Origin of the sequence: Variovorax sp. DAIF25 (assembly GCF_050711835.1) — a bacterium.
Classification (GTDB): Bacteria; Pseudomonadota; Gammaproteobacteria; order Burkholderiales; family Burkholderiaceae_C; genus Variovorax.
Window position 1 is genome coordinate 3,562,716 of record NZ_CP136636.1, and the last position, 25,239, is coordinate 3,587,954.

At 65.1% G+C, this 25,239-nt stretch carries 25 protein-coding genes; 6 read left to right on the forward strand and 19 right to left on the reverse strand.

Going from position 1 to position 25,239, the window contains the following annotated elements; all coding sequences use genetic code 11:
• Positions 1-409: 409 nt before the first annotated feature.
• The 3 genes from R0232_RS16625 to R0232_RS16635 form a co-directional block, all read right to left on the reverse strand.
• Positions 410-937 carry a lytic transglycosylase domain-containing protein gene (locus R0232_RS16625; RefSeq protein ID WP_060983783.1) on the reverse strand — a complete coding sequence of 176 codons (528 nt, stop codon included), beginning with the start codon at positions 935-937 and terminating at the stop codon, positions 410-412.
• A gap of 141 nt (positions 938-1,078) precedes the next feature.
• Positions 1,079-1,576 carry a hypothetical protein gene (locus R0232_RS16630; protein WP_060983782.1) on the reverse strand — a complete coding sequence of 166 codons (498 nt, stop codon included), beginning with the start codon at positions 1,574-1,576 and terminating at the stop codon, positions 1,079-1,081.
• Positions 1,577-1,779: 203 nt separating this feature from the next.
• Entirely contained in the window at positions 1,780-2,088 is a 309-nt protein-coding gene (locus R0232_RS16635) for a hypothetical protein (protein WP_060983799.1), read from the reverse strand.
• Positions 2,089-2,258: 170 nt separating this feature from the next.
• Here R0232_RS16635 and R0232_RS16640 point away from each other — a divergent pair, with 170 nt between their 5' ends.
• Positions 2,259-2,504 (forward strand): helix-turn-helix domain-containing protein, encoded by a 246-nt coding sequence (locus R0232_RS16640; RefSeq protein WP_041835951.1) that lies wholly within the window; start codon positions 2,259-2,261, stop codon positions 2,502-2,504.
• 15 nt (positions 2,505-2,519) lie between these two features.
• On the opposite strand, the gene R0232_RS16645 is transcribed toward R0232_RS16640, so the two are convergent.
• Genes R0232_RS16645 through R0232_RS16665 form a run of 5 tightly spaced genes read right to left on the reverse strand, consistent with a single transcriptional unit; the run spans position 2,520 to position 7,867 of the window.
• Positions 2,520-3,143 (reverse strand): DUF4400 domain-containing protein, encoded by a 624-nt coding sequence (locus R0232_RS16645; protein ID WP_060983781.1) that lies wholly within the window; start codon positions 3,141-3,143, stop codon positions 2,520-2,522.
• Positions 3,140-5,041 carry a conjugative transfer system coupling protein TraD gene (gene traD / locus R0232_RS16650; protein ID WP_431512808.1) on the reverse strand — a complete coding sequence of 634 codons (1,902 nt, stop codon included), beginning with the start codon at positions 5,039-5,041 and terminating at the stop codon, positions 3,140-3,142. The genes R0232_RS16645 and traD overlap by 4 nt, the downstream gene beginning before the upstream one ends.
• 1 nt (position 5,042) lies before the next feature.
• On the reverse strand, positions 5,043-6,836 hold the full coding sequence (gene mobH / locus R0232_RS16655; protein WP_060983779.1) for a MobH family relaxase: 1,794 nt from the start codon (positions 6,834-6,836) through the stop codon (positions 5,043-5,045).
• 53 nt (positions 6,837-6,889) lie between these two features.
• Entirely contained in the window at positions 6,890-7,552 is a 663-nt protein-coding gene (locus R0232_RS16660) for a FlhC family transcriptional regulator (protein WP_133156800.1), read from the reverse strand.
• Positions 7,553-7,867: a hypothetical protein gene (locus R0232_RS16665; RefSeq protein ID WP_060983777.1), complete on the reverse strand. Its 315-nt coding sequence runs from the start codon at positions 7,865-7,867 to the stop codon at positions 7,553-7,555.
• 263 nt (positions 7,868-8,130) lie between these two features.
• Here R0232_RS16665 and R0232_RS16670 point away from each other — a divergent pair, with 263 nt between their 5' ends.
• Entirely contained in the window at positions 8,131-8,880 is a 750-nt protein-coding gene (locus R0232_RS16670; RefSeq protein WP_243721571.1) for a S24 family peptidase, read from the forward strand.
• A gap of 84 nt (positions 8,881-8,964) precedes the next feature.
• Here R0232_RS16670 and R0232_RS16675 read toward each other — a convergent pair whose 3' ends face one another.
• The 6 genes from R0232_RS16675 to R0232_RS16700 form a co-directional block, all read right to left on the reverse strand.
• Entirely contained in the window at positions 8,965-10,029 is a 1,065-nt protein-coding gene (locus R0232_RS16675; protein WP_060983776.1) for a DUF932 domain-containing protein, read from the reverse strand.
• Positions 10,030-10,311: 282 nt separating this feature from the next.
• A complete protein-coding gene (locus R0232_RS16680; protein WP_066786508.1) occupies positions 10,312-11,316 on the reverse strand; it encodes a DUF7146 domain-containing protein in 1,005 nt (334 codons plus the stop codon).
• The gene (locus tag R0232_RS16685; RefSeq protein ID WP_431512809.1) at positions 11,303-12,940 is read right to left on the reverse strand and encodes an ATP-binding protein; all 1,638 of its coding nucleotides are present in this window, start codon (positions 12,938-12,940) and stop codon (positions 11,303-11,305) included. Before R0232_RS16685 ends, R0232_RS16680 begins: the two co-directional genes overlap by 14 nt.
• A 66-nt stretch (positions 12,941-13,006) precedes the next feature.
• Positions 13,007-13,354, reverse strand: a complete 348-nt coding sequence (locus R0232_RS16690; RefSeq protein ID WP_060985795.1) for a hypothetical protein — start codon at positions 13,352-13,354, stop codon at positions 13,007-13,009.
• Entirely contained in the window at positions 13,351-13,572 is a 222-nt protein-coding gene (locus R0232_RS16695) for a hypothetical protein (RefSeq protein WP_060985796.1), read from the reverse strand. Before R0232_RS16695 ends, R0232_RS16690 begins: the two co-directional genes overlap by 4 nt.
• Positions 13,573-13,605: 33 nt before the next feature.
• Positions 13,606-14,187 carry a hypothetical protein gene (locus R0232_RS16700; RefSeq protein WP_060985797.1) on the reverse strand — a complete coding sequence of 194 codons (582 nt, stop codon included), beginning with the start codon at positions 14,185-14,187 and terminating at the stop codon, positions 13,606-13,608.
• Positions 14,188-14,676: 489 nt separating this feature from the next.
• On the opposite strand from R0232_RS16700, the gene R0232_RS16705 reads away from it, so the two are divergent.
• Both R0232_RS16705 and R0232_RS16710 read left to right on the forward strand, forming a co-directional pair.
• Positions 14,677-15,462 (forward strand): AcaB family transcriptional regulator, encoded by a 786-nt coding sequence (locus tag R0232_RS16705; RefSeq protein ID WP_060985798.1) that lies wholly within the window; start codon positions 14,677-14,679, stop codon positions 15,460-15,462.
• Positions 15,463-15,883: 421 nt separating this feature from the next.
• The gene (locus tag R0232_RS16710; protein WP_060985805.1) at positions 15,884-16,123 is read left to right on the forward strand and encodes an AlpA family phage regulatory protein; all 240 of its coding nucleotides are present in this window, start codon (positions 15,884-15,886) and stop codon (positions 16,121-16,123) included.
• Between the two features lie 49 nt (positions 16,124-16,172).
• Here R0232_RS16710 and R0232_RS16715 read toward each other — a convergent pair whose 3' ends face one another.
• A complete protein-coding gene (locus tag R0232_RS16715) occupies positions 16,173-17,417 on the reverse strand; it encodes a DUF1173 domain-containing protein (protein WP_060985799.1) in 1,245 nt (414 codons plus the stop codon).
• A gap of 5 nt (positions 17,418-17,422) precedes the next feature.
• Complete coding sequence (locus R0232_RS16720; protein WP_243721570.1) at positions 17,423-18,370, reverse strand: site-specific integrase; 948 nt, start codon at positions 18,368-18,370, stop codon at positions 17,423-17,425.
• Between the two features lie 276 nt (positions 18,371-18,646).
• Here R0232_RS16720 and R0232_RS16725 point away from each other — a divergent pair, with 276 nt between their 5' ends.
• The gene (locus R0232_RS16725; RefSeq protein ID WP_431512810.1) at positions 18,647-19,951 is read left to right on the forward strand and encodes a hypothetical protein; all 1,305 of its coding nucleotides are present in this window, start codon (positions 18,647-18,649) and stop codon (positions 19,949-19,951) included.
• 11 nt (positions 19,952-19,962) lie between these two features.
• Positions 19,963-21,243: a metallophosphoesterase family protein gene (locus R0232_RS16730; RefSeq protein WP_060985801.1), complete on the forward strand. Its 1,281-nt coding sequence runs from the start codon at positions 19,963-19,965 to the stop codon at positions 21,241-21,243.
• A gap of 99 nt (positions 21,244-21,342) precedes the next feature.
• Here the strand turns inward: R0232_RS16730 and R0232_RS16735 are convergent, their stop codons facing one another.
• The 3 genes from R0232_RS16735 to R0232_RS16745 are packed head-to-tail and all read right to left on the reverse strand — an operon-like array spanning position 21,343 to position 25,074.
• Complete coding sequence (locus R0232_RS16735; RefSeq protein WP_067512333.1) at positions 21,343-23,670, reverse strand: type I restriction enzyme HsdR N-terminal domain-containing protein; 2,328 nt, start codon at positions 23,668-23,670, stop codon at positions 21,343-21,345.
• Between the two features lie 40 nt (positions 23,671-23,710).
• Positions 23,711-24,676 carry a nucleotidyl transferase AbiEii/AbiGii toxin family protein gene (locus tag R0232_RS16740; protein WP_066788246.1) on the reverse strand — a complete coding sequence of 322 codons (966 nt, stop codon included), beginning with the start codon at positions 24,674-24,676 and terminating at the stop codon, positions 23,711-23,713.
• Positions 24,673-25,074, reverse strand: a complete 402-nt coding sequence (locus R0232_RS16745; RefSeq protein ID WP_066788243.1) for a DUF6088 family protein — start codon at positions 25,072-25,074, stop codon at positions 24,673-24,675. The genes R0232_RS16740 and R0232_RS16745 overlap by 4 nt, the downstream gene beginning before the upstream one ends.
• Positions 25,075-25,239 lie beyond the last annotated feature (165 nt).

A 25,239-nucleotide genomic window follows, 5' to 3' on the forward strand; every position in this document is an offset into this window, starting at 1 on the left:
TGGTCGGGGAGTGACCTACCGTGCTGTGGCGCCGCCGGTGGCGTTTCCGTGCCAGGCGGCCCCTCGGTGATGGGCGTTGCCTGATGGGTCTGCTCCTCCACCTGCTCGCCGGGTCCCATCGATTCGATGAGCGGAACCGGGGCATCGGCTACGGGATCCGGCACTACCGGGGCGATGACCCTTGGTGCTGCGTTCAAGGTCTTGGTCGTGGGTTGGGGACAGGCGTCGCCACGGCACAGTGCGAACGCGGCTTGCGCTCCATGTCCGTGCTGGGCCAGCCGTGCCCAAGCCTTGGTGGCCATCGCTGCGGGCGGCTCGATGGCGCTGGGCGGCGCCGTGGTGCACGCCGAGATGGCCAGGCACGCGCACAGCGCGCAGCGGTGGTACAGCGCCGCAGGTGTCAAGCACCTCATGGCGAAACCCTCACGCGCAGGCCCTGGCCTTGCGCCACGACGGCGGTGGCCTTCTGCCGTGTACCCTGATCCACACCACGCGCTGACGGCAGATGCCGGTACACCTTCCATGCATAGGTGGCTCTGGCCTGTGTGCAGGCGGCCCCTTTGAGCTGGGTGCACGCTGCGTTGTAGGCGCCCACGGCGTTCCAGCTGACGCCGTGCCGCGCGAAGCTGTCAGCCATCAGCCACGCCCCCACCTGCAGGTTCACGCAGGGGTCGTACAGATCAGCTTCGCGTATGCCGAAGCCAGCCAGCCGGGGCAGGTGCCGGCTGTTGATCTGCATCAGGCCGATGTCGTAGCTGCCCGTGCGCTTCTCGTGCGCGCGGTTCACCGCGCGCGGATTCAGGCTCGACTCGGTACGGGCGACGGCGTAGAGCAACTCTGGCGCAATGCCGTAGCGTTGCGCCGCCGTGTCCCAGCACGTGGCCAAGGCTGAAGCGGTCGGCAGCATCGCCATCATGAAAACGGCAAGCAAGCGCATCGAACACCCCCCAGTGGTTCATGACAAGCCCGCTGCGGCGCGGGCACGGGGTGAGGGCCGGCGTGCCGGTCAAGGTCTTGGCGGGTAAGCCGGGCGGGGGCCCGGAGGGTCAATGCGGGTGAGCGGCGCCATGCCGCACGGTCATCGCTGGTGCCGCGGCCCGAGGTGGGTCAAGTGCCGCTCGACCATGTTGCGGCGTGCCTGGACGAGCACGGCTGCGCCCGAGTCATCCTGCAGTTGGCACAGCGCCACGCAGGCGGTGGTCAACTGGTCGAGCTGGAACTTGGGGTTGGGATGCCTGTTGGCAGGCGAGCATTGCAGATCGTGGAGCAGCTCGAACTGGGGGCGCCACAAGGACTCGCGCCGGCGTGGCGTGGTAGGCGAGCGCATGACCAGCGCGGTCCCGAGAAAGCCAAAGATGCGTTCCGCGGCATCTTCATTGCCGAAGACGAGAGCCACGCAGGCACTCATCAGATCCGGAATGCGGAACGTGGGAGCGACATTGCTCTCGCTGCGCAGAAGGGCATAGAGCCAGTGGTGCTCCTCCAGCCAGAGCCGCGTCTCGACCACGTCGCTGGTGCCGGCAGTTCCTTCGGGGGGCTGGCTTGCGGGGCTGGTGTTCGGCATGGCAATCAGCATGGCATGGGTCCTCGTGTCCTGGAGTTCATTGAACACGCGCGTCAGCGCATGGACAGAGAATAGGAGAGGGCTGAATGCAAGTCACCCGGAAATGAAGCTCAACTCAGGGGTGTTTCGCAATCAGCCTGCTTTGGTGTCCATGCCATAGAGAACGCGAGAGGCGAGACTGCTTGAGGACTCAGCGATTTCCACTCTGATTGGCGTCAGGGAGTGGACTGGTGAGTGTCGAACACGGGCAGCCCGTTAACGACCGGCCCCTCGGCGTCGAAAAATAGCCATTCAATGCCAGCATGGGCCGAGAGTCCCGCGATAAGTGCCAGATCAGTCTCGACGGGAATGCGGTGTGGTGGTGAACCGACGTAGACCAGTCCTCCAAACTCGGTGGGATAGGCATTCACCGACAGGTCATTCCGGTACAGCTTGGCACGTGTGGCTGGCTGCAAATGGGATAATGAGAGAGCGGTGATGGATTCCGCCAACTCCCGGAGGCGATCGATGCAGGCTGTGTTCATGGTCGTGCCCTCGACAGAGATGATGCAATGCGTCAATGCGAGACGAGTCCAGAGTTAGCGGGAACAGTCCAGCATTGACGGACACAACACCGGTCGCACGCTCTCCCACTGGTCGGCTATGTGGAAGATCGTCCGTGGTGTGATTGGCATCATATCCCCACCATGCGGGGATGCCCATTACCTCGCCTCGGCACGCCAACGACCCGGTGCTCATCGCACTGGGCGGTGCCATTCGCCGCAGCCGGCGCGCGCGAGGCATCTCTCAAGAAGAACTCGCACACCGAAGTGCCATTGATCGTTCCTACATGAGCAGCATCGAACGCGGCGGCCAGAATCCCGGGATCGTCTCGATCGCTCGCATCGCGAAAGCGATGGAGATGAGCATGACCGAACTGATGGCGGAGGCCGAGTTGTAGCGGGCAATGGCTCGGTCATGCGCGCCGATGAAAATGCGTGATCGCGCGGCCCAGCAGCACGGTCATTGCAATGGGCGAAGCGGCCAGCATGGCTGGATGCAACTGGACAGGCAGCACGAATGCGACCACCGTCGCGCAGCCGGTGATGATCAGAAGTGAGCACCACACGGCGAACATCTCCGGATCGTGCAGCAAAAACTCCTTCGACCGAACAATGCGCAGCAAGAAGCCGTCAGTGCTGGCGGCCAGCACCAGGGGGATCAGCCAAGGCAGCCATTCCAGCAAACCGGACAGGCGATAGCTCGCGAGCATCAGCAGCGCATCGACCGAGCGAAAGTAGGCGTTGTTGAACAGGCGCTGATTGACTGATCTCATCTCGGAGGCGACCGCTTGGTTGGTGCCGTGGCTCTTGGGCATGTCCCTCAGCGCCGGAAGAGGACTGGCTTCGGCGGCATTGGACTGCAGGCGTATGGCGCGATCGAGCATCCGGTAGGCGGGTTCCGCTCCCCAGAATTCAACAGCCACCTGGTGCTCGCTGCGCATTTGCTCCAGGAAGCGCTCGGGCGGATGCACGGCAGGCACGTACAGCACCAGTATGAGCAGCAGAACGAGGGAGATGACGGCGACGGCCCGGATCATGCGGCCGCTCCCCGTGGCTGTGCGTCCGCATCCGGATTGATGATCGGAAAGCGGCCCTTGATGATGCGGCCGCCCGATACCGACGCGAAGTACTGCAGGTTCGGCAGCTTGCCCAGAATATCCGCCGGCACCACCTCCTCGAAGCTCTCGGTGAGCTGGGTCGAATAGCTCGACGAGAAGTCCCCGATATGCGTGTCGGCCCCGTGGCTCAGGCCCACGCGTACCGTGTGGATCGCCGTCTTGCCAAAGGTCTCGACCACGAAGTCCTGCGTGGGCCGATCCTTGGTGCGCAGCGCGATCAGGTTGTTCAGGTTGCCCAGCGCCATGCGGGCGGCATCCTCGCTGCCCAGGCGCCGCGCCAGGTCGGCCAGGGTCTGCATGGCGCAGGTCGCGAAGATGCCGCCCTCGGCGCCCTTGTTCAGAACCTCGATCAGCGGCTGGTTGATGACGTTGCTGACCTCGTCCACGAACAGCGAGATGCGCCGGTAGGTGCCAAGGTTGTAGCGCATGCCGGCCCGGGCGGCCTGGTCGGCCAGGGCCAGGGCACCGATGGCTGATGCGACCGACGGATCGGGCAGCGAATCCAGGCACATGTAGAGCACATGGTCGCCGCGTTCGATCTTCTCGAAGTTCATGATCGGGCGCGGATCGTCGGCATCGAAGGGATCGGGCGACAAGCTGCGGCCCAAGTCGCCCGAGGTCAGCATCGAGAGGATCGGCAACAGATTCGCCGTGATCTTCTGGTAGTGCTCCCGGTTGTGTCGGAACGTGCGCACCTGGGCATCGAGCACCTTGTTGCGCTGGTTCTGCGCGACGTGGTGCTCGTAGTAGGCGACGAAGCCCATCAGGTCGGCGCTCGCCGCCTCGGAGGGCCTGCGCATGTTCCCCCGGTGCGCATCGTGCAGCAGCTTGCGCATCTCGGGCTGGTCGCGCCAGCTATGGCCCAGCAACTGCTCGTAGAAGCGTCGCAGCGAGGCTTCCAGCACCGGCTCGATGCCGCCCTCGATGTACTTCGTGAGCTTGATGAGATTCGGCCGCTCCTCCAGTTCGACCAGGCCCTGCACCACCACGTTGACGGCGTCCCAGCCGAAGGCCGTGAACGCACCGGCCGTGTCGGGCGGCATGATGGACTGGATGCGCGATGCGATCTCGGTGGGCTTCTGCCAGTTGAACGTGAAGTCCAGGCGGACGCCGCGCTCCGGAAAGGCGGGGTGGAACTCCATGAAGGTGTCCGCCTCGCGGTAGTCCTCGCAGGCCCGCTCGACGACCCGTTTGAGGCGGCGGCTGTTCTTGGGGTCGATCACGATCACGACGTCGCCGCGGCGCACGGCCTGGGTGATCAGGTTGGCCAGCGCCACGCCCTTGCCCGACTGCGTGGTGCCGACCAGGAGCGTGCCGCCCTCGAAGTTCTGCAACGGCCGGCGCAGCGCATGTTCGGTCGGCTCTACCCCGTGGATGTAGGGCAGGCCGATCTCGGCATCGGGCTGTGCGGTGCCACCTTGCCCCATGGCATGCTGCAGCCACTCGGGCACTTTGAACTCGCGGTAGTCCACCTTGGAGAGTTCGTAGAGGCGCTGCGCATGCACGGGCCTCCACTCGAAGCCGAAGCCCAGGAACACCTGGGCCGGATCGGTGCACAGTCGCCCCAGCTCCTGCGCGCTCAGCACCTGGATGCGGCGCCCGCCGAGGGATCCGCGCAGCCGCAGTATCCGTACCGCCTGGGCCATTCGTCGGCACGCCATCAGCAGGCAGGCGGCAGCCAGTCCGAGTGAAGGAAGGACAGGCAATGGGCCGGCAAGCGCAATGGTTGCGAAGTAGAGCGAGGCGGCCAGCCACACCAGCCCCGAATGGGCCTCGAAGGCGCGGCGCCAGGGCATTTCGTAACTGCGCACCAGCATGTCAGCGGCCTCGCTGCTGTGCGGCGGTAGTGTCGGAAGGGGTGACCGCGTCTCCTTCGGCAGCGAGGCCGAAGGCCGCAGGATCCAGGCCTTCGACGTGCGCGGACGCCAGGATCACGCCTACCACGGTGGTGCCGCCGATCTGGCGCGAAACCGTTGGCGGGCCGTCTGGGTGCAGGCGCCGGATCATCCGCGTATCGTCCAGCGCGCGGATCGCGATGCTGGGCTGTATGCCGCGCTGTTCGAAATCAGCCAGCGGCACAAAGACGCCCTCGGCCACCGTGGAGATATCCGACGCAGAGGCACCGTCATTGAGGGTCGCCACGATTTCGGCCAGGGCTTTGCGCACGGCAGGGTTCAGGCGCATAGGGGCTTGCAGGCATATGGCGGTTGGCTCCGCCCTCGAAGGGACTGAAGCCGGTGCTTCAACCACGGCAGCGGCTTCTTGCGGCGCAGTTTCGGGCGCATCGGTATTGCCGGTGGCATCCAGCAGCGACAGCTGTTCTGTTGGTGCGGCTGCCGCGGATACGTCGGGTGGGGGCGTGGTTGGAGGTGACGACACGCTCGTCATGGCTGCGGGCGAATCTCCAGCGACTGCGGGCTTCGCGTTGGCAGCCTGAGCAGGTGGCTTCGTTGGTGGTGAAGGCGCAGCGAGGAGGTTTGCTGTCAGGGCGGTGGGCTGTGGCTCAAGGCCCGCCAGCAAGATAGACGGATTGGCGAGCTTCACCGCTTCGATCGACGTCTTCGTTCCCGGCGGCTGGATGTCCCAGGTTTCGCGGCCGACGCCGGCCGCCACGAATACCTTCGCCTCTAGCAGCAACTCCAGCAGGGTATGGGGCGATTTCGGGATACCGACCAATTGGTCGCTTTCCAGCAGCGACAACGCATCCTCCGCAGCCCCCGGCCAGACCAGGAACAACCCCTCCGGCCCCAGCCAGACACGGCTCTTGTCGCGGTTCGGCGTCCACGTGGAATGGCCGGCGGCGAGGCGTCGTAGCGCGTCCACGAGATAGCGCTCAAGGTGAGAGCCATACTGGGGCTTGCCGTAACGGTCGGCGCTTGCCAGCAGGTTACGGTCGATGACCAGTGCCATCGACCGGCGCACGAGTTCGTCCAGAACGTTGTGCTCGCGGTACTGGGGGAGACCCGCGATGCTGGCCAACAGCTGCGGCACCACCAGGGAATTGCCATCTCCCAGCATTTGCAGCACTTCTGCCGGGACGACGTGGGCCAGGGCGAACAGGCCCACGCCCCGGGACTCTCGCGCATTGGCGCGCCAGCGCACGAAGTAGCGATCGGCTGCTCGCTGCTCCAGCCACGGCGCCAGACCTCCCAGGAATGCCGGCCACTCCTCGCCGTCCGCAGTGGTCACGATGAGGTGGGTCAGCGTCCGGTGCAGTTCGCAGCACAGTCCGCCTATGAAGGTCGCGATGCGCCAGCGCGGCTCCAGTTCACGGCGCTCGGAGATCGTCGCACGGCCGGAGAAGATGTGTGCGTCCGTGCCCTGCAGGCTGAAGAATGCCGTCTCCAGCCCGAGCTGCAGCAGACCGCCGGGCGTGTGGAAATAGTTGTCGGCGGTGGCGGGAAGCAAGTGCACGAAACGCGCATAGCCCTGAACCAATGGCATCAGCTCGCGCTCGAAGGTGGCGCGATCCGCGCCGAAGCACAGCTTGATCCGGCCCAGAAGCGCCTGGTGTCCCGCGATGACCGCGGCCAAGGGCAGTGCTTCGAAGCCGGGATCCGAGGATGCGAACGGTTGTACGCCGGTGGTGGACGATGAGGTGCCGGGAGCCATCGAAGAATCTCCATGCCCGCGCGGGGCCATGAAGATTCATTGTTCAGGAAGGGCTAGGTTTCGGCTGGCGGCAATGAAGACGAATTGGAGGGGGTTTCGCCATTGGCATCCGTGACCGCGCCAAGCACGGGCATCAGGTGTGCGATCAACTCCTCTGAAGCCGTTGGCGGTTCGGCGAAGGATGCGGTGAGGCGCGGATCGCGGGCGTGCCGATCGAGCAACTGGCAGAAAGGGCAGGGTCGTGCGGATGTGTCGGCGCCTGCGAATGTGTCCAGGAACTCGCTGTCACAGCGGGAACACGATGCCAGGCGGAAGTTGGGGGCCTTGGCGATCCACAAGCCCTCGGTATGCGCCGCGAGATCGAATGCCCGGTCAAAGCTGATGCGAGGCGGGGGCCGGTACATCGACTGGTAATAGCGGTACGCGCCAACCAGAGCTTCAGGCGCCGGAAAACCCAGATGGCGCATGCGCCGGAAGTTGGCGATGACGATGGACGCCTCGATCCGCTGCACGAGGTTCGCGCGGTGGTACCACTCGCGGGAATTCGGGGCCCTGCCACAGGGCGGCATGGTATGCGAATTGAACAGCAGGTGCAGCAACTCGCGCGGTCGCAGCCCAGTGAGATGGTGGATCGTCCGGATGCGTGCGCCCAATGCCGCGCAATCGCGGGCCAGTTGCAGCGCCCGCATGCGCTGGCTGATCTTGGTGCCCGGCATCTATCGGGACACCTGAATCTGCATGGGCGGCGCTGGGCGGGGCGGACGCGCGGCGGCCAAGGTGCCCGCAAGCGCCGGCGGCGAGTCGATCAGCGCGACAAGATCGGCCCGCGGAACGAACAGGGAGGTCTGGCCGACCGCATGCACCAGGCTCCAGACCCCGGCAGGTGTCAGGGTGCGCAGGCGTTCGGCCTGGGCCGCATGCAGGTTGAATTTGCGGCAGGTCTCCACCATGTCGCGCTCCGTGCCGACGAGGATGGCATAGAGGAATTGAAGGTTGGTGGATTGCACATCGGATAGAAGCAGGTGGCACATGATCGTTCCTCGATGCCCCTCTGGAGGGGAGTGTCAACAATGTTTCACGGGTACTCGATTCGGGGATGAGGTGGTGGTAAGGTCATAGTCAGCATATGCTGTCGACCATGAACTGGTGCGCATCAATTGCTGCTTTCTCGAGGGCTGGCTGAATTCGCCACCGTAAAGAGCAGGGGTTGGCGGTCGTTTCCGAAGTCGGCCACATCCGGTAACAAAAGTAGCGGTAAAACACGCGCTTTTGTTTTTTTTCGGCGGGAGGTCATGTGACTGCCAAGACAACGTCGTCGAGCCGCGTGGTGCCACGCTTGCCAGTGGATCGGCGTGGAAGGCTGGAGGACAGCCGTGCAGTGAGCCGCGCAGGGCGTTCCTTTGCAGCATCTCTTGATGGGGATCTCGACCTGATTCCTGGTGTGCGTGACCGCCTGCAGGCCAGGCTGGTCGCCATGGGCATTCCCGCCGACAAGACGGTTTCGCATGTGGCCGGGATCACGCAGCGCGCGGCCCAGAGCGTGCGTCGATGGTTCGATGCCAGCGAGCCTGGTTTGCCGGATCTGGAATCGTTCGCCCGGCTGTGCGCGGGCCTGGGCTGCAGTGCGGACGAGATCATCGGCGCGCTGCGACCACTCGCTGACGATGAGGCCCACTGCGCCCAGCTCATCGAGGTGGCCAACTGCATCCAGGCCATCACCGATTCTCTGGCCCACCATGGCCAACTGGGCATTCCAATGCAGGTGCCTGGGGACGAAATGGCTCCCCATCTGAAGGCGGGTGATCTGGTCTTCGTCGATTCAGCCGTGACGCAACTGGCTGGCAACGGAATCTATGCGTTCAACTGCAACGGCAGTCTGTACATCCGGCGGGTGGAACGGCGCATGGACCGGAGCATCGTGCTCAAGTGCGACAACAAGGCCTACCAGGACTACGAGTGGACAGGGACAACAGCGGCCGCAAGGCGCCGCGTGAAAATCCTGGGCAAGGTGCGCAGCGCGATCAGCGTGAAGGTGTTCTCCTGACGCCGGCATGCACAGGCGCGTGAAAACGGGCGGAAGGGGGCATCCCCTCCCGCCACGGTTTCGTCTATGGGCCGCGCACGCGGTTCATGCCGCTTCGGCGAGCGGCTTCCATTCGGCGGCCGTCAGCTCGATGAGCTTGCCGCCCAATGCCTCGAACTCGGTCGCCCGGTCGTAGTCCTCGACCTCCTGGCTGAAGTGGGTCACCGCGTTGACCAGGCCATAGCCCGACAGATCGCCTCCTGCAACCAGGTGGCGCAGCACGCCCGAGCGTTCGGTATCGTTCAGCGTGTAACGCTGGGCCAGCACTTCCACGCTTTGCACCGGATCGCCAGTCAGTTTGATGCCCATGGTCTTTTGCATCTTCACCGCCGCTTGCCGGAACGTCACGTCCGATACGGCGGCTTGCACGACGTCGCGCACCTTCAGGAAGAAGGCCTTGTCGTCGGCCTGCAAGGTGTCGTCCTGGTAGACCGTCACGCCTTCATCCTCCTGGGCGAGCGCGCGGCCGACGTGGGTTTTGCGCAGCGCCCGGTCGGCGACGATCAGGCCATTGCGGCACACCAGGCGGAACAGCAGCGGCTGCACCGACAGCGTCCCCTGGCCAACCTCGGAGTTCGAGATGGCGATCCCGGCCTGCACGATGTCGCCGGGCGCCATCTCGAATTTGAGCTGCGGCGTGACGCACTTGAGGTACATCCGCGTCTCGGTCAGCTCTACAGACTCGAATCTGAGCTCGGGCAGACCCTGCAGGATGGGCAGGACATGCTCGGCCAGGTCGTAGTTGTCCAGACGGCGATAGCGGTCGGACAGCACAGCGCGCACGCGGCCATCGAGCGTGCGCAGCAGACGGCGGTCGCCTTCGCTTTGCAGCCAGGTGTTCACATTGCGGTCCAGCAGCACGGGCTGGTTCTCGCGCATGCGCTCGAAATAGGCATACGGGATGCTCAGTTTGTCGGCAAGCTGGCGCCGGGCCAGCGGCGTGACGCCGTAGCTCGCGGGCCCACCGGCCTCTTCGATGACGAGGGTGGTGCCGCCGTCCTCGCTGGTGCTGTGGCGCACCAGCGGCGAGGGCACCACCAGATCCTTCTTGGTATCAAGCTGGCGCTGCAGTTCATGGGCCAGGCTGACCAGGGTACGTCCGCTTCTCATGAGAATCTCCTTTTGGGGAACAGAAAAAGCGGGGACGGCAGAGCCCCGACGGGGATACATCCCCGCATGGGCTGATGAAGGACCGGTGCAAACCGATCCACGATGCGCAATCGAATTGCGCGAAAAACTCCAAGGCTGCCTTCGCCGCACGATGGGTGTCGTGAACGGCCTGGTCTGGCAGCGACCAGAGGGAGAAACCTTTTCGGTACAGGCGCAGAGCGAACACCTCGAACCTGCACTGAAAGGGCCCGGGAGTGAGCGAACCCACCCCCGAAACCAACATCACGCGGCGCGCAGCACCGAGGATTCCTGGCGCTGCAGCCACACGTCAGCCCAATCGGTTCCTGCCAGCTTGGGCAGGAACACCTGGACCGTTCTCGGGCCGCTTTGTGCCTCCTCGCGCTTCACCCGGCGCGCCAGCGCGTAGGCGCTGGCCTGTCCCGTGAAATCGCCGTCGGCATCGTTGTCGCCGTAGATGCACAGGCGCTTGACGGTCTCCGGAATCCAGAGCTTTTCGAGATTGCCGGCGCTCAGGGCGCTCCACACGGGCTTGCCTGTGGCCAGGAAGACCGCAATCGCTGTCTCTATGCCTTCGCACACGGCAAGTTCCTCCGTCGCCTCGGCCAGTTGGACCGCTGCCCCGACGAAACCACTGCAGAGCACCTTCTTCGCATCGGGTGCATCCAGCTTGCGGCCTGCGTTCAGGTAGGTCCGGTGCAGCGTCACCGCGCTCTGGGCATCCCGCACGCTGGCCAGCATGGCCGGGTATTCGGCCACCTTGCGCGCCTTGGCCGCACCCTCCTTCTGGTAGTAGCCCAGGGCAGGGTGGAACCGCAGCGAGTCGGGATAGTGGCTCAAGGCCAGTCCGCGGCCGCGCAGGTAGCGGTCCACTTCATCGCCCAGCGTCACCGGACGGGCTTCGTTCCAGATGCGCTGCACCAACTTCTTCATGCGATCCGGCGCGGCTTCGCCGGCAGGTGCCGTAGGTGGCAGCAGGCCGACCAGCTTCTCGACGGCGCACAGCGCGGTGTGGAAGTCCATGTCCTTGCAGGCCTGGAGCAGCTTGAAGCCCCCGCCGGGCCCGCACTTGCGGCAGTGGTAGTTCCCTTCGCCGTATTTGTCGGTGTACTGGAAACGGTCCACACCATCCCTGCAGACGGGGCAGGGCATGGGCTTGCGCTTGAGCATGCGCTCGTCCAGGCCCAGGGCGCCGAGGATCTCCGTCCATCGGCCATGGGCGCGCTGCTTGACTGCTTCTATGCGCGCAGCATATTCAGCATTCTGCATGGCCGCCTCCGTCGGATGCGAGCGCCTCTTCCGCGCCGACCAGTTCCACCGAGCATCCCGGCATGCCGCCCACGCCCACGGTCACCTCGAAGCGCCGGCCGTGCAACAGTGCGTACTTGCCAAGGCCGAGTTCGGACAGCAGCGAGCTGAGCGTGGCGACCGGGTCCGTCGACCGCAGCCTGCGGATCAGGTCGGCCAGCGCCATGCAATCGGCCTCGGCGTCGTCATCACGGTAGTGATCGTTTCCATCGACGAAGTCGGACAGCTGCCGCATGGCTTCACCCGAGACCTCGTTGGCGGGAATCAGGAGATTGCCCTCGTGGCATACCCCGTCATCCACGAGGATGGCCTCGTGCCCGCCGAAGCGGATATTGACCGCCTCGCAGAGGACGACCTGTGGCCAGACCCAGCGGCCCTCCAACGTGATGCGCGCGGTTTCACCTTGCGGTTCGACTACGGCTTTCTCCAAATCCGGGTAACGGACATGCGGATGAAGCCAATGGTTGCTGTCCAGGCGGTAAGCCTCGGTGAGCAGCCACTGATTTTGCCGGGCCAGCATCCAGTGCGCGGCGTTCTCCTCGCTGACTGCGCCCATGGACACCAGCGTGACCTGACCGGACTCGATGTCCTCGCGGCTGGGGGCCGCAGCGGCAGGCTCGAGAAAGCCCTGCTGTCCGTAGTGGGTCTGGAAGGGGTAGCCCGAGATGCGCTGGAACAGCGCGGCGGGCAGCTCGTCCATGTCATTGAGCAGATCCTGATGCTGCCACTGGAGCATCGCGTCGAAGTAGGTTGCGACGAAGTCCTGCGGCTTGAGCTGGGTCTTCGCCACCTCGAGGATGCTGCGCCAGGACTGCTTGACCTGGGCATCGACCCGCTTGAGCTGCTGGTCGGCGTCGATCAGTTGATCCCGATCGGGGAGCCGGGCCATGAACTGCTGCGGGTCGAGATGAACGACATTCACGGAGTCCGCCTGGAAGAACCTGGGCCGATGAACGCAGAAGCCCTGAAGGAACACCAGCGTGGCATAGGTGGCCTTGCCGTCGCGGGCGCCGCTGACATGAACCACGCCAATCGGCGTGGGGCTCAACGCAATCTTGTCTTCGGCATAGCGGCGCGCCATCGGCGTGCCGTTGAACACCACGTCGACCGGGAAGCCCTCGCACAGGGTCTCCATCTGCTTGGCGAGATCGCTGATCTCGACGCCATGCAGTTCGATGACCGTGCCGTTCACGACGCGCCGCTTGGTGGTGACGTCGAAGGGCTCGCGCTGCAGGGCTGCAGCGCTATCAATGTCCACCTGCTGGCGTCCCGATGCGGCCACGATGCGTGAAGCCGCGTAGAGGCACTTGGTGAAGCCGACGCCGAAGGGATGCTCCTGGCCGGCCAGGCCCGCGTCCCAGCCGGATTCGTGGAAGCTCAGCAGCTTTTGGAAATCTGCCACGCCGTGGCCGTCATCCACAACGCGCAGCACCTGATCTTCGGGACGGTGCTCGATGGTGATGTGGCGCGCGCCGGCGCGGCGGGCGTTCTGCAGCAGCTCGGTGACCAGTGTGAAACGGTTCGTGAAGGCATAGCGCTGGTTGCGCAGTGCGCCTTCCTCGTTGAAACGGATCTGGATCTTCATCGTGATCTCCTGAAAGACCAGCGCCCGCCCGCACAGCGGGCGGGCCCGCTGGCGGGGTGAAAGAAATCAGGCGTGGGTGCCGGGCGCGCCAAATGCGCTGGACACGTGCGGCACAGGTGCCGTGAACAACTGGCCGCAGGCGAGGGCCTGGGCCAAGCTGTGCTGAGGGAACTCCCAGGGCAGCAGGTGCTGGCAATTCAGGACGTCGCCGCTCTCGTCGAGGCGCTCGACCTTGAATCCGAGCGGATGCCAGTGCACCCGATAGGACAGACGGTCGGCCCCGGCGATGACGAAGCTTCTGCCGGCCTGGCCGGTGAGCACCTCGCTCTCCTTCACCAGGTACTCGATGTCGCCCAGGGCCTGGACCGTGAGCAGGGCGGCCGGGCGGCTCGGTGTGCGTGCGATGTGGTTCATTTTTCGATCCCCTCGTGATCCTCCGGCCGGCACGCCGGTGGGGGGTGGGGTTCATCCCGGGCCAAGCGCGCAGGCGCTGGCTCGAACTGCGGCGTGGCGCAGGACGGCGGATCGTCCTGGCGCATGGCTTCTTCCATGGCGACGGCATCCTGGTAGTCCAGGTGGCCGGCCAGGCCGTAGGCGAAGAAGATCGCCAGCAGGCAAAGAACGTCCTTCATGGCGGACTCCTTTCGGACGGGGTTGATGGGCAGTCAGGCGAAGAGGTCGCCCTCGCTGGCGAAACGCCTGACTTCTTCGTTGATCCACTGCGGGTTGCGGGCCAGACGCGCTTCCACCCAGTCGGGGTGGTCCACGATGGCCTCGCGTACCCAGCTGGGGTAGCGCTTCAGGGTCTGCTGCAGCCATTGGGGGATGGCGAGACGGATGAAGTCGCGCACCTCCTCAACATCGACCAGGCCGCAGTACGGCAGGGGCGACAGCGGGCTGCAGCCCACCACGCGCAGGCAGGACACGAAGCTGAAGGGCCGGAGATCCTTGTCGCGCTCGGTGAAGACCCAGCGCAAGGTGTCGAACTTCTCTTCCAGCGGTGTTTCGGGATCGGCCAGGCGGCCGATTTCCTTGAGCAGCCGCCAGTGCAGCAGCACGACGTCTTCCTCGCTCCATTCGATGGGAGAGCCTTGGTCCGCATCCAGCGAAGCCAAGGCCGCTGCTGCCGGGGGCGGCGAAGCATCGGTTTGAAGCCTGTCGAGCAGGACGTGGAAGAAAGGCCGCTGTGGCTCGGGGCAGACGGAGGAAGCAGCTCGGAACTCGGGTGCGACGCTGGGGTGCAGCATGGTGGGCTCCTTGGAGAAAGCAGGAGCCAACGCACCAATCAAGGGGCGATGAGCCCCAAGGGGTGGATGGGTGGACGGATCCGCGAGACGGATCGGAGATTTCTGGGCTGGCTTGGGTCACGGCGGGATGCGCCATGGGGCCGGTGTGCCAGCGACCGGCGGGGGAAGCTTTCGGCGCCAGGCCGAGGGCGTTGCTACCCTCGGGGCCGGCCTCGAAAGCCGCCGGCGGGAAGCGCTACATGGAGACAGCGATCGAGCGCGTCGCGCTCAGACCGTGTCGATGGAAACTCCAGGGCTTGCCAGGGGTGCAGGGCCAGCTACTGCATGCTTCGCACAGTAGAGGGCCGCCCCTTGCGCGTCAATGCCTGATGCTCTAGCAATGCGTGCTAATGCCGAAAGCAGCCTGACTTCGTGGCCGTTTCGCGTGGCGACCCGTGGCTGCATTGCCGATCATTGATCCGGGCAGCGCTGCCTCAGGAGAACTCGATCATGGCCGACATTGATTTCGTCAAGCACGACCAAGGGGGTGTCAACGCCCGCATCCTAGCGAAGGAAACCAAGGCCGACTTCCGCCGCGTCGAAGCGGCTTCGTTGAAGATCAAGGCGAGCTTTGCCAGTGCCGAGGGCAAGCGCCTGTTCATCCGCTACTTCAACACCTTCCAGTTGGGCATTCATTTCATCTCGGTGATCTCGCGCACCCGGCTGAACCATGACGACGTCAGCAAGGTCGAGGTGCTGATCCGGTCGCAGATGGACAAGGTGGCCGAGGATCTGAACAAGGCGATCGACGGTGCCGAAGCGCTGTTCCATGCCAATGGCATCACCAGCACCGCGACCTATGACACCGTCCCCTTGGATCTGGAGGTGGGCGTCTTGTCGTCGAGCAGCCGCCGGTATCTGGAAATCCTGGGCAAGCTCGATCAGCTGATGCCCTTGCTGCAGACGCTCGAGATCCACGAAATCATCACCCAACAGGCCGTCGATGTCGAACGGGCGGCGCTCAAGCGCAAGGTGCGTGACGTGGCGAACGGGGCGCGCAATCTGGCGACACGCCTGCGGCGGGAGATGAATGCGCTCGACGCGCGCCGTCCGGCGAGTGAGGCTGGAAGCGCGGGTGATGTGGAGAGATCCCAATCCGGCGAAACGCCGCCAGCAGACGATGCCGCAGCCAGTCTTCTGCTGGAGGCCGATGCAGGGCAGGGCGTGGCCGGGGCCGACGACATCGCACCATCCCCGTCTCCGGAGGCCGACGCCGTCCCGGTGGATCCGGCATAGCATGGTGACGTCTCCACGGACAACCGGCCGCGCGCGGGGCCGTTTGCTGGCGCCGCGTTGAATGCTGCCGGTACGTCATCGGCCTGCGAGGGTAAAGTGATGCACAGGGGCTGACACTTCACCTTGGCCCCGCAGTCCACTTGGCAAGCAAGTGCGTCGCAGTCGTCACCTGCCTTCAGGCCGCGTCTCTACTACTCGGCCCCATGTATTGAACACTGCCCTCATTGCTCTGGCGGGCAGATGTTCATGATTTGCTGATTCAAGCCCCTATACACCCATTGCCCTGTGCCTGAATGGAACGCCTGCACAGAGGTAGGAGTTCTGCGTTCCTCGGCAGCGAAAGCCTTTCAAGACCGACTTCGCTGCGACAGAGCTGGTCATGCCCCTGCACCTTTGGCATTCGCCAAGACAAGGAATGATCATGCAAGTTACCTCGACCACCTCTCCCTCTGTGCCCGCCGGACTTCAGGCACAGCGGCCCACACTGCCCGAGACGGGATTCGTTCGCCAGAAGCTGCTGCTGAGCTTCGTCCCGTTTTCCAAGTCCACGCTTTGGCGACGCGTCAACGACGGCGTATTCCCTGCCCCGATTCGCCTGTCGGTTGGGATCACGGCATGGCGCGCAGAAGATGTTCGGCGCTGGATTGACGAGCAGAATTGAACGGCTGGCGTGCTCCGGCTGCATGGGCAGCCGGAGCTTCAGGTGAAGGTCAGAGGTGCTGGCCCGATGTTTTGGCCGGCAACGGCGGTATCGGAAGGGCGGTATGCCAATGCCAAGCGCCTGACTTCTCGCTGGCGTGAATCGCCTTTTCCTTGAGGGCCCGGTCCTTGGGGCTCGTGAATTCACTGGTCAGATGCAAGGGGACGGGCGTGGCGCCGCAGTCCAGCAGCAGAGCATTGGGGAAGGTCGCCGCCGCCTTGGCGTCATAGCGCAACGGTTTGAGGAAGCGCCGTCTTTGCGCGATCAAGGCATCGATGAGGGGGAGTTCGTGCACCCCTTCCACGGGGATCCACTGCTCGCTGACCAGCATCAGACTGGCAGCGTCGATCTCGTAGGTGAACTCCCGCCGCGCGTGGATCAGCGCCGCCATGGCGAGCCGGACGGGATGACCGGAATCGGCATCGCGAGCTTCCAGCAGGGCCGCGTAGGTGCGAGCCAGGCGATCCCATGCGCGTGAATCCATCAGAAGCGGAGCATCCGGCATATGGCGGATCCAGATGCGGCAGCCGTTGTCTCCCCGCTCGCAGGTCTTGAACTCGCCGATCACCAGCGCGAGCGGTGCTTGGCCGTCATGGGGTTGCAGCACCGCCAGCTTGGCGCGCCGGCGCTGCGCAATGTCGGCCTTTGCGGATTCGCTGAAGGGCTCGGGCACGTAGAGCCTTTCGGCCAGGGACTTGCCCTTGACCTCGATCTCTGCGGCGGTCTCGAGCAGGTACTTGCACAGCACCCCCTGATTGCGCTTCCCCGACATGGCAGGTGTCCACCGGTTGAAGCCGGCGCGCTCAAACAGGAAGTGCGTGACGGCTCTGAGGGTCATGCGCCTGCGCGGTACCGAAACCTCTCCCGGCTCGTCCGGCTCGCCGCGCGCCACGGCGTGTCCACGAACGCGCGTCCATGGAAAGTCGACGCGAAGCTCGACATGGCCCGGATGCGTTTCGAGCACGGCGTCGCCCACCAAGTCACCCAGTCCCGAATAGGCGTTGTCGGGCTCATACGATGGGCACAGTGGATGATGGGACTTGCCGGTGTCCGGCATTCGTTTCACGAGGTATTGGCGGTGCCGTGCCACGTACATCTCGATCCCGTCGGGCATGCACAGGCAGCGCGGCCGTTCCGCCGTGTCATGAATCCGGGCGAGTGCCTCCTGCAGGCCCAGATCGGTGATCTCCCAGACCTGGCCACGGATGGAGAATCGTTGCTCATCCGGGGACGGAACGGCTGTGATCCCGCTCATTGCCGCTACACCAGGTCGGTGGTCAGGGTGTCCAGCGATAGCAGAGGGCGGGGGAATTGGTCCCGCACCGCGCTGCGGTCGGCAATGCCCAGCAGCAGCCCTACCTGGGATTCGTCCGCGCCTCTCGCATAGAGGCGGTCGGCCACAGTATGGCGCACCGTGAGCGCGGTCACCTGCTTGAGTTCGGCGTAGCGGAAAAGCTTGCGGTAGGTTTCCTGGACGGCTCGGCACCGGAACCGCTTCTGGCCATTCGACCCATAGGGCTTGATCTCGAAGCCTTGGCCATTGGCGGACAGAAAGAGCCGGCTGGCCGGATCGAGACCTCGGTATTCTCCATCGGCACCCATTCCCTGCCGGGCGGCAATGCGTTCCGCCAGATAGGCATTCAAGGCTTCCTCGAGCCGCGTGCTGCAGAAGAAAAGCGGGCGCTCCTTCCGGGTGATGGCGACCTCAGGTCGGACAGACGAGATTCGGCGCACCGTGCCGTCGGCATGGAGGTAGTCGCGAACTTCGAGGCGAGCGATCTCCAGCGGCCGGGCGCCCGTGGCGAGCAGGATGTAGTAGAGAGCCAGATCCTCGTGAGGCTGCTGACTGCGCCCTCGAATGCGCACGGCACCTGAGCTGATTTCCTCATCGGTGAGAACGCGGATAGGCCGTGCATGGGCAGGTGGCTCAGTGCCCAGTCTGTCCAATGCCTCGCGAATGGCGTCGCGATGCAGCCGGAGACGACGAACGAAGGCCGCTCCCTCGGCATTCAGCCCCTCGATGCCTGCGGTGGACGCGACATGGATGGCGACGGCCTTGATGCGCCTCTCGACAGCCGTGCGCGTGATGCCATGCCGGGATGCGACGGCGTCATAGGTGCCGCCGTCCAGAACGCCACGCAACATTGCGATCGCGAGCGTCCAGGAACTTTGCGGTGTTCCCTCTTCGGGTTCGATGGGTTCCTCCATTTGCACGCTATCGCTCCTTGTTGCTCCAGCTTGGTCATGGCTCCATGCTGAACAAATGCCAGTCTGCGCGCCAGCCGAAATCGAGGCGAAATGCACGGGGTTTCGGCATCAGCCAAGTGTGCGCCTTGTCCGTCAACGCTGCGTCCTGGGCAATCTTGAAGATTCAACTCGGGAATGTTGACACCGTTGGCTCTCGAGCACGCGATCGCTTGCGGGCCGGCACCAGGGGTTGATGGCGGCCACATGCGCGAGAGCATGAACCATCGGAATTCCCCGATGTTCATGAAGGAGCACTCCATGGCACAAGCCATTATCACGGTGCAGGGCGGATCGGACTCCTTGCCGACCTTGCTGGGCCAGGCCCCCGCGCGCATCCCTACCGGCGGCAAGATCCGCCCCGGCATCATGGTGCTCACGCGCAAGGCGGCCGAGCAGCCCGAGGCCAAGGCCATCTACACCCAGGGCGTGGCCGAAGGGCGATCCTTCGAGGCGATCGAGAAGGCGCTGGCGCAGGCGCTGCCCCAGCTCAAGTCCCCGCTGGTTCCGCGCAACGTACCGTGGTTCACGGTGCGCGGGGCGGACTTCCCCAATCCGGAAATCGCCCGCGAAATTCTCGACACCTACGGCGAGGATCGGGGGCAGGGCCATCGCCTGTACCGCTTCCCGGTCGTTTTCCCATCCGACCACTGGCAGACGGTGATGCCACATGAGCTGGCGGCCTGGAGCACCCATGAAAAGCGGTTCTGGTCGCAGTATTCGCCCGATGGGCTGGTGCGCCACTGCATGCACCATGCACCGGTGCCTGTGGATCACACCGGGCGCCGCACAATCCGCATCTTCGGCGGGCGCAAGACCATGCAACGGGAGGAGAACGGCGGCATCTGCAACCCGGAGTCCTGCCCTGAATACCAGGCCCACCAGTGCAATCTCACGGGCCGCTTCCTGTTCTTCATTCCCGGCATCCGTTCGATCAGCGCCTTGGAGCTGCCCACCACGAGCTTCTACGCGATGAGCGCCGCCATCCAGCGCTTCCAGGCCATCGCCCAGATGCGCGGCGGGCGCATTTCCGGCTTTTTGGGACGGGACCGCACGACCTTCTTCCTGACCAAGGTGCTCAAGGAGGTGCCGCGCATCGATGAACAGGGACGGGCGGTGCGCGTGCCCCAGTGGATCATCGAGCTCGAGGCCCCCGTGGACGTGACGGCGCTCCTGCGCGACCACGAAGACGAGGAGGCGATCGTCCAGCAAGCCCGTCTGGCGACCCAGATCCTGGACGGTGCTGCAGCGGGCGTGCAAGGTCTTGGCGAGGTGCAGGCACCAGTCGAGGCGTACGACGCCGACGGTTCGGAGAAGGCGGAGCCGTCCCCGGGACGCCCGACGTTGGAGCAGGTGCTGGCGCGCGTGCGCGGCATCGGCCTGCCGGTGGAGCGCTACCAGGCCTATGCGGATCGCCGATGGGGCCGTGGCTGGCGGGTCAACCCGCATGGCAGGGGCCGGGCCTGGGATGAACTCGAGCGCTACCGCAACGATCCGCGGGGCTATGCCGACAAGATCGACGTCGAGCTGCGCGCGTCGGCGTGAAGGAGACGACCATGCGCATTGCCCATTTTTCCGACCTGCACTACGGCAGCCGGACGTTGGTCGAGGCGGACCGCTGCTTCGGTGCGGCCATCGACCGCGCAGCGGCGCTCGGCGTCGCCGCCGCCGTCATCTCTGGCGATGCCACCGACCATGCGCTCGACCTGCACGCCCCGGCGGCCCGGCGGCTGGTGGCGCAGGTGCGGCGGCTCGCCGATCACTGTCCCGTGCTACTGCTGCAGGGCACTTACTCCCACGAGCCGCCAGGCACGCTCGGAATCTTCCGGGCGCTGGGCGGCCGCCATCCCATCCATGTGGCCGAAGGCATCGGGCAGGCGGTGCTGACGCGCGGGCGGGGCTGGCGGCGCTCTCCTGACTGGCGCTTCGAGGTGCTGCCGAGCGATGCCGTCGCCTTGTTTTCCTGCCTGCCGACCGTCAACAAGGCCGAGCTGGCGGCTGCGGTTGGGGCGGTGGATGCCGCCCAGGCCGTTGGCGAGCAGTTGGAGCGCCTGCTGGCCGGCTGGGCGCCCACCCACCGTCTGGCGCGCGAGCGAGGATTGCCTACCATCGGCGTGTCGCACGGGACGGTGTTCGGCTGCGTGAGCGAGCACGGCGTGCCGATGGCGGGCTTCGACCACGAGTTCACCACCGGCGCGCTTTTCGCGGCCGAGGCCCAGGCCTTCATGCTCGGCCACATCCACCGGCACCAGGCCTGGAGCCGGCAGGGTGACCGAGGAGAGCAGCTCATTGCCTATCCTGGGTCGATCGGCCGCTTCCACTACGGCGAGGAGGGCGAGAAAGGATTTCTGGTCTGGGAAGTCGGCGCCGACGATGCGCGCTGCACGCTGGAAGCCACGCTGGCGCGCCGCACCATCGATATCGTCTTCGAAGGGCGCCCGGACCTGGACGTGCTGCGAGACGCAATCGCGCGCCAGGACGTGACGGGCGCCAGCGTGCGCGTGCGCTGGACGGTCGCGGACGAGGACCGCGGCGCGGTCGACCGCGAGGCGATCCAGCGCATGCTGGCAGGCGCGGCCGAGGCCAAACTGGAGGGGCGCATCGTTCCTGTGGTGCGCACGCGCGCGGCCGGCATCTCCCAACTGCCACGCCTGGAAGACAAACTGCGCGCCTGGGCGAAGGTGGCAGACGTTCGCCCCGAACCCCTACTGGCCTGCATGGCCGCGCTGGACCACGAGCAGCCCGAGGTCATCGCGGCAAGGCTGATCGGAAGCAATACGGACTCAACCCCGTCGACGCACCATGTGCTACCGGAACGGTTGAGTGAGCCGGTCTGAGGATCCGGATCCGCTGTCTCAACCCAGGGTGGTTGTGCACGATGCTGGTGGTGACACAGAGGCCGGGTATGCGCTGATTGGGGGCGGTCGTGTCGGGAGTCAGTGAAACGAGGGCAGGGCGGACCATGCCGGCCGGTAGAACCGCTCCATCATGTCCGTCGCCCATTCGCTCTTGCCCTGCAGCCTGGCGATGTGGGTGAGCGCCAGCCCGAGACGATGGATGAGCGGCGGACAGTCGCTCGCGGCCGCGGCCTGGACCCAGGCGTCTCGGTCGACGCCTTGAATGTCGTGAAGCAGGAGCTCCGACATTGCCCACACGACGGGCTCCGCAATGCCGTTCCTGAAACACGACATCTCAGCCCCATCGATCTCGTGCGAATGGAACCCTTCGAGATTCCGACTGGGCCGCCGCAATACCATGGGGCAAGTTCCCAACTCCAGGAGCAAGGTCGCGGCCACGTTGGAAAGTTCTTCCTCGTTGTCGACGAAGGCCAGACGAAACTCCCGCATCTGCGACAGGATCAGCCAGCCGTCCATACTGGTCGTGGTGGTGAGATCCTCGTCGTCGACTTCCACTTGTACCGGTGCCCCATTCTTCGCGCGTGAACGCAGGGTCAGCGTGCCGTTGTCACCCACCTCGATGTCGACGAGGCCGTGGTCTGGCATGAGCGTGACCATGCGTGCACCCGCTCCCAACTGCTGTCGGCTTGGCGGCTGTTTCAGGAGGCCATTGATCAGTACCAGGTAGCCAGCGCCGCCCAGATCGTGGATGGCCCTGGAGATGGCACGTGCACCAATGGCGTCACCCAATGGCATTCGAGCGCACGTCTGGATGATCCACTTCGCGGCGTCATCCGCGCTTTTCGACACGCGCCGGGGGAGCAGCGCGGCCAGCCGAGCCGCCACCTCGAATCCGAAGAGTTCAGGAACCCGGACCACATATACCGTGTCGCCGGAGAACGCCTTTCCCCGGCGAATGAGACCGGCGCGGGTCAGGTCTCGAATGGCATCCCGTTCGATGTGCTCCTTCACCACCTCCTGCCGGATGGAGAACAGGTACATGGCGGCGAGCACATCCCCATGGTGACGATGCGTGTTCAGATCCTCAAGGTACGCCACTGCAAGTCGCCTGAAGTCATCGCGCAACTCACCGAGACTGTCGAATCTCTCGTCGGCAACCTCGAACATTTCCGCGCCGAGCAGAGGCGGCAACATGACGACCTTCTCGGGTGGGTTGCCGTGCATGCCGCTCGCGACCGCTGCGCGCAGGACCCATGGTGCCCGAAGCTCCGGCGCATATTGGGCACCATCGACGAGGCCGCCACCCAGCGCCCACAACTCGCGCTTGGCAACTTCGAACTCGTCGTCATCGTAGTTGCCGAACTTCACCAGCCCGCTGTGGCGGCCCAATCTGGTGCGTTCCCTGCCGTTGGGCTTGAGCGTCAGCCCGTCGACGTCGTTCTCGTCGACCGCCACGACGATGCGCATGCGCTCGCCGAAGGTGGTCAGCATCTCGTCCAGTTCGCTGGCCATGGCCGGGTTGGCCGTTGGCAGGGAGTCGAGGCAGAGGATGAGTTTGCGCTGGTTCTGGCTGGCGAGCTGGCGCAGCCAGACCCTGGATTCGTCCGGGGTCGCGGGCCAACCGAACTGCGCGGCGAGCACGTTTGCCAGCCTCCGGAACAGTCCCTCGCTGCAGGAGCCTCCCTCGACGAACAGGATGTCCCATGGTTCGTCATGGCTCTTCAGTGCGAGCTCCCGCAATACTGAACTCTTGCCGGACAGCGGAGGGCCGGCCAGGAGAAGAACTTTGTGGGATCCCGACCGCAAGATGGTTCTGAGATCCTTCGTGGCTTGGCGCGGCACAAGGAATCGGTCGACGAAGCGCTCGCCGGAGATCCAGTCCCCTGTCAGCTCCTCCAGCTCGGCAGATGTGATGGCCGCGACCGCGCTTCGGCCCAGATCGGTCCCGAGCAGCTTGCTGACGGCGCTGGAGACACCCGATTGCGCGGCAATCGCCGCGGCTTGGAGCCGGCGCGCCAGCTCCGCTTCGTCAACGGTCTCGCCCGACAGCCGTTCCATGTCGTACGTCTGGTAGATCCTGGTGTCCGTGCCGTTGGTGATCACCACGATGGGCGCTTGGGCCAGCAGGGCGTAGGAGCGCCCCTGCGCCTCGTCATCGGCGGTGAGGGCAAGCCCTTCCCGTTTCAGTTCCAGAACGGCCACCGCCACGTCACCCCTGTAGACGATGATGTCTGCACGGCCCTCGACGTAGTTGGCCGCGCCAGCCTCGAGGACGGTGCGCCCGACCCGCAGCTTGAATCGAGACTGGTGTCTGAGTTGGGTGACACCCGGGAAGACGCGCTCCAGCGTGGCGTCAATGCGTGCTTCAAATTCGGCTTCGGGGGGCTGGGTCGTTGTGATGGTCATGACGTGGGCATTGAGGCAAGGGGTGCCGGGGGCAGACCGGTCAGCGCAGCGTGTCCAACAGCGTGGCCGCCACCTTCTCAAAGTCCCCGAATGCCTGCTCGAATGCGGGTGTGCCGCCGCCATAGACCAGGGGCAGCAGGTTGCCGGTGAACTCCGCCTGGATCTTCGTATCCGCACGGGCTTGCCGCAGCGCGCCGCTCAGCACCTGGTGGGGTGCCGCGGCAAAGTCCGAGAACTGGACGCCAAACTCCTTCTGGTCGCCTGCGACCAGCGCGGGGAATGCCCGCTGGGCGTCGGCCAGCACGTCGGGCTGGCGCTGGAGAATGCTGTGCACGTCGTACAGGTGCCGGACCAGGGCCGTGTCCCAGGCTTGGCGCATCAGCCCGGCGCGGTGCTGGGCGTAGCGGCGCAGGAACGAGAGGACTTTTTCCGCGACTGTCTCGGCCACGGCGACCACCAGCGCCTCGAAGGCTGGATCGCTGCGGCCGGCGAGCTGGTCGGTCAGCGTGGTGATACGGCAGACCTGCGGAGGCAGAACCGGGGTGCGTGCCGTCAATTCGATCTGCAGGTGAGGACGCAGCCCGGCGGCGGAGCCATAGTGCCGCGCGTAGCTCCATTCGCTACAGAAGTACCGGTTCTCGTTGAAGGCCAGCCCCTTGGCTGGGTCCTCGACCAGACCGATGCCGGTCAGGGTTTCGGTCACCAGCGCTTTCAGCGAGGAAAGCCTGCGGCGGATTTCGGCGCGGGATGCTTGACCGGCATCCGGGATCACCACCTTCAGATCCGCGTCCTCGGACATGCGTTCGATCAGCCCATAGGCCTTGGACAGGCTGGTGCCGCCACAGAACACCAACTGCATGCCTTCGGGTTGCAAGGCGAACAGGGCCCGCAACGCATCGGTCAGGTACTCGTCCTTTTCCAGCAGGCCCGCCGTGATCCCGCCAGGCGCCGCTTCCGCGACGAGCGCCTCGATCAGTTCCCGCCGCTCGGGCGCCAGTACCCTCATGCGTGTTCGTACTGGATCGCTTTGCCGTTGAAGCCGAGCTTGCGGGCGATACGGCGCCGTCCGACGTTGAAGATGATGCCCGCGGGCACCTGGGTGCTGCGCCCGGCGTTGTACTCCTGGGTCAGGCGGCTGGCCATGACGGTCACCCCCAGCTTGTTCAGCGCCTCCGGGGCCAGAACCTCCAGCGGCCGTACCGGAATGGGCTTGCCAGTCAGCACACTTGGCTTGGCCTTGGCGTAGACGCCCAGGCCCAGGCGCACCAGCGTGCCGTCCATCAGCAACTCGCGCAGGGCACGGCCCACCTGCGCAGCACTGCCGAACTGATCGAACTCGCTGCGCAGGAGCACGTCGTCGCTGCGGTTGGCGACAGAGCGTTTGATGCGGTTGAGTGTGTTCATGGCAGCGGAGCAGTGGATCCTTGGAAGGCCATTTTACCTCTCTTGCAGGTTTCCGTAAGTTGCTGTCTACAAAAGGGATTTTTTATCTTGACTCGCTCATCCGTTGGAGCATCCGTTCGATGAGCGGCAGAGAAAGCCATCGGCACCTCCAAGCCCTTGATCTCC